Origin of the sequence: Actinophytocola sp. (assembly GCF_050699935.1) — a bacterium.
GTDB lineage: Bacteria > Actinomycetota > Actinomycetes > Mycobacteriales > Pseudonocardiaceae > Actinophytocola.
The window spans coordinates 1-4,591 of the sequence record NZ_JBOHGB010000261.1 but is presented as its reverse complement, the minus strand read 5'-3'; the positions used below and the strand labels follow the sequence as shown (position 1 = coordinate 4,591).

The 4,591-nt window shown below is 76.5% G+C and carries 3 protein-coding genes; all 3 read right to left on the bottom strand.

Annotated elements, in window-relative coordinates; genetic code table 11:
• Positions 1–2,397: CHAT domain-containing protein (locus ACRDTB_RS37395; RefSeq protein ID WP_431436994.1), on the bottom strand; the 2,397-nt coding region annotated here is incomplete at its 3' end.
• Positions 2,398–2,593: 196 nt separating this feature from the next.
• Positions 2,594–4,216 carry a S8 family peptidase gene (locus ACRDTB_RS37390; RefSeq protein WP_431436993.1) on the bottom strand — a complete coding sequence of 541 codons (1,623 nt, stop codon included), beginning with the start codon at positions 4,214–4,216 and terminating at the stop codon, positions 2,594–2,596.
• Between the two features lie 83 nt (positions 4,217–4,299).
• On the bottom strand, positions 4,300–4,591 hold a 292-nt coding region (locus tag ACRDTB_RS37385; protein ID WP_431436992.1), incomplete at its 5' end, for an aminomethyltransferase beta-barrel domain-containing protein.

Below are 4,591 nucleotides of genomic sequence, written 5' to 3'. Positions count from 1 at the left end.
GTCACCGGCCGAGATGCGGTGGTGGTAGTCGACCATGGCCGCGGCCGCGGCGGCGTCGCCCACCCGGCTCGCGGCGGCCACCACCGTGCGCACACCGCCCGCGAGCAGCCCGCCCGCGAAGCCCAGTGCCTCGTCGCCCGGCCGGATGTGGTTCATGGCCAGCTCGCACGCGGCCAGCACCACGTGCCGGGGCGGGTGGCGCAGCCGGGACAGCTCGTGCGCGAACAGTGGGCCGTCGGAGAGCTCCAGCCGGGAGAACATCGCGTTCGTCGGCTCGTGCTCGCCGTGCGCGGCCAGGTGCGCGATCGACGCACCGTCCAAAGCGGACAGTACGGCCGCGACCGTGCTGCCCGGGCTCGTCAGGTGGGTCGCGTCCGGGTACGCCGCGCGCAACGCGGACTCCTCCGCGATCGTCTCCGTCAGCCGCGGGCCGCGGGCCAGCAGCACGCGGCCGTCCGACCGCGTGGCCCTCAGCGCGCCCTCGGCCGACAGCCACGCGGTCGCCGACGGGGCCACCACCACCGGCCGCCCGCGCAGCGACGGCAGGCTCCCCCACGGCACCGCGTACAGCGCCCCGGTCGGCACGATCACCAGCTCGCGCTCGCCCACGAACCGGGCCAGCGGCGTGACCAGCCGGGTGTCGAGCACGTCCGCGCTGCGCCGGGCCGACGCCGCGACCACCGTGGCGATCGGGTCGGGCAGCCCGTCGGGCGCGAGCGCGTCCAGGTCGGCGTAGAGCCGGTGTGCCCACTCCGCGGTCTCGGCGGCGGACGCGAGCCGCGCGAGCCGGGTCCGGCCGCCCGCTCGCCCGCCCAGCACGACCACCGCGACGAGCTCGTCGCCGGACACCGCGAACGACACCAGGGCCCGCTCCCCCAGCGCGGCCGCCACCTCGGCGAGCGACGCGACCGGGCGCGGCCGCCCCCACGGCGTGGCGTACCAGCCCTGCCGCAGGACCTCCCGCTCCAGCGCCGCCGCCTGCCGCTCCTGCCGCCGCGCGGACCGCCCGCCGACCCGCTCCAGCTGGACCGCCCGCCGCAGCGACCGCAGCGCGGCGACCTTCTCCGCGAGCACCGGGTCGTCGATCGCCGGCATCGGCTCGTACCGGTACACCTGCGCCCGGGTCCGCTCCAGCCAGCCGAACAGCTGCCGCGCCGAGCGCCGCGGCCCGTCCAGCACGAGCCGCACGGCCAGCTCGCCCAGCCGCTGGCCGTGGATCGCGGTGCCGCACACCAGCTCCAGCCCGCCCATCCGGTCCCGCGCCCGGCCCAGCTCGACCAGCCCGCGGCGCGCCTCGGCGAGCGCGCGTCGCCGGTCGCCGCGGGCCACCGCCAGCTCGGCGCGGCACAGCCGCAGCAACATCACGTGGTCCAGCGGCGTGGTCGAGCGCCGCGGCGGGAGCTGGTCGAGCAGCACCTCCGCCGACGTGGGCTCGCCACGGCGCAGCTCCAGGCGCACCGCGAGCATGAGCGCCAGCCCGGTCTCGTCCTCGAGCAGCAACGGGCGCAACGTCTCCGCGAGCTTGACCGCGAGCACCGGCAGCCGAGGCGGCACCCGCCCGGACGTGAGCGCGGCCGCGGCCCGTGCCCGCATGGCCACGAGTGCCGCGACCGCCGCCCAGCGGGCGTTGCCGCGCCGGGTGAAGCTGCGCTCCGCGGCCCGCGCCCGCCGCCTCGCGTCGTGGACCCGACCGTCCAGCAGCGCGGCGGCCGCCCCCGCCAGCTCCGCCTCGGCCAGGTCCTGTCCCGCCCGCTGCTCACGAAGCCTCGGGATCGCGTCGTCGAGCTGGCGCGCCGCGTCGGTGGCGAGGCCCGCGGCGAGCAGCGCGCGGGCACGGTCGAGCTGCAACGCGGGCAGCATCCCGGTGCTGTGCTCGCGGTAGCTGCGCTCGGCCTCGTCGTAGTGGCGCAGCGCCGTGGGCAGGTCGCCGGTCATGTAGTCGACGTAGCCCAGGTTGTGCCGGGCCTTGGCGGCGAGCGGCGCGAGGCCGTACTCGTCGCAGACCTCGGCACAGCGCGCGAAGTCGCTCGCCGCGCCCCGCACCTGCGTCAGGTAGATGTAGGACGTGCCCCGGTTGAGGTAGGCGCCCGCGAGCACCGACGGGTCGCCGCCGGTGCCGCCCCGCATACCGTGCTCCAGCCGGGGGATCGCCTCGTCGAGCACCTCCAGCCCCTCCACGACCCGCCCCGCCCGGTGCAGCAGCAGCCCGCGGTGGGCCAGCACCAGACCGTCCAGTTCGGACCGCTCGACCCCGGCGGGCAGCTGCCGGGCGTGCCGCTCCGCCTCGTCGAGCCCGGCGAGCCCGGCCGCGAGCGAGTCGGTCTCGGCCGCCACGTACGCGAGGCTCACGAGGACCCGCACGCGCAGCGCGGTCGCCCGCTCGTCCGGCGTGGGCACGCGGTCCAGCAGCCGCTGGGCACCGCGCAGCAGCGACCGGCCGTGCCCGAACCGGTACGCGCCGACGGCCTCCCGCGCCCGGCCGTGCAGCTCGGACGCGCGCGCGAGGGCGGAGGTCAGGACCGAACCTCCGTACTGCCCGGAAGGACGCCTTCCGGACGCCAGGTGTCTGGAAGGCGTCCTTCCACGCGCTCCGCTAGCGCCATCCCTTGTCCGCCAGCCTGAGGTCGGTGAGCTTGAGCGCGTTGCGGGCCCGGTCGGCGCTGAACCCCTTGGCCGTCTCCGGGTCCGTGGCCAGCGACGCCGCGAGCATGCCGGCGACGACCGGCGTGGCGAACGACGTACCCGCCCAGACCGCGAACCCGGTGCGCAGGTCGTCGGGGTCCGGCGAGGTACGCAGGCGCGGGCCGACGCCCCCGCCGTCGAGCTTGCTCATGCCGGGGTTGGCCGCGCCCTGCCATGTCGGCACCGTGCTGACCAGCGCGTTGCCCGGGGCCCAGCGGCACACCCACGGGCCGTCGTTGCTGAACGCCGCGGTCGTGACACCGGACGCGTTGAGCGCGCCGACCGCGGCGAGCAGCGGGTTGCCGGACATGCCGGTGTCGTTCCCGCCGAGCGCCGCGGGCACGAAGGGCCGGGTGGTGGCGTCGTTGCCGGCGGCCGCGACGACCAGCACGCCGAGGTCGGTCAGCCGCCGCACGGCGTCGGCGACGTGCGCGACGTCGGCCGGCCGCGCGCTCTCCGGGTAGAAGCCCAGCGACAGCGACACCACGTCGACCAGCTCGTCCGGCGTGCCGTTCCTGATCGCGGCTTCGACGCGGCGGCGCAGCCAGTCCAGCGCGAACAGCACCGAGCCCTCGGTGGAGACGCCGTCGCCACCCAGCACCCGCAGCGACAGCATCCGCGCGTCCGGGCACATCTGGTGGATCAGGCCGGCCACGAACGTGCCGTGCCCGAAGTGCGAATCGGTCAACCCGAGCAGGGGCTGGATGGCGTCGGGCTGGTCCTGGGCGCTGGCGAGCGGGTGCGGGGTGAGCCATGGCTCGTGGGCGGCCAGCGCGAGCTGGAAGGACTCGGAGACCTCGACCACCGGGTCGGCCGCGAGCGGGCCGACGGTCAGCCAGTCGTGCCGGCCGATGCCGGTGTCGAGGACGGCGACGACCGGCCGTCGCCTGCCGACCAGCACGGCCGCGGGCCGCCGGTCCGGGCGCCCGCCGAGCATCGCGACCGGGTTGCGGCTGCCGGTGTAGAGCGCGATGCGGCTCTCGGACAGGCCGCCGCCGTGGTTGACCGGGGCGCCGTCGACCGAGCCGCCGTGGTTGACCGGCGCGCCCTCGATCGTCACCGACGCCGAGGTCACCAGGTGGTTGAGGCGGACCTGGCTGCCCCGCTCGTCGGAACCGAACGCGCGGCGCAGCGCCACGAGCGCGGCCCATGGGTCGGGCGCGCGGTCGGTGACGGCGTCCGCCCTGGTCACGAGCTCGACCGGGACCGGCAGCTCGGGGTCGACACCGTGCAGGTTGTTTCGCCAGCCCTCGTCGCCCGACGGCCGGAGCTCGACGCCGAGCGACTCGAGCGCGCGGTTGTAGTCGTTGGGCTGCTCGGGGACGAGCGACTGGGCCTCGCGGGCGGGCAGCAGCAGGCTGTCGGCGCGGTAGGCGGTGGAGTTGGGCCAGCTGCCGTCGGAGGCACGCAGCGCGCTCGGCGGGTCGAGCAGTCTGGCACGGTGGCGGGTAAGGGTTTCCGGTGGCAGGCCGATGACCTCGGGAAACCGGACGTCGGGCCGATCGGGAGGCGTGTCCCCGGTCGCGCTGGTCATGGATCACCTCAGCTGAGTGTGGTTGTCGCGCACCCGGTACGTCGACCGTCCACCCCGCGGCGTAACGCGATTCCGAAGAGGAGTCAGGAACGGGTGGACGCGATGATGGCGCTGCCGACCACCACGTCGCCCGCCGGGTCCTCACGATAGAGCACGACGGCCTGTCCCGGTGCGACACCACGCAGCTCGCCGGCGGGCCGCACGACCAGCTCACCGTCCACAAGGGACGCCGCGGCCGGGGCCGTGCCGCCGTGCGCGCGGACCTGCGCCACGCAGTCCAGCTCGCCCGTGAACGCCGAGCCGGACGGCCACACCGGGCGGCGGCCGACGATCTCGCGCACGGCGAGCCGCTCCGCCGGGCCGACGCGCACCGAC

Excerpts from the sequence above, each read along its gene's own strand:
- ACRDTB_RS37390 (WP_431436993.1), bottom strand. The coding sequence starts at position 4,216 with ATGACCAGCGCGACCGGGGACACGCCTCCCGATCGGCCCGACGTCCGG.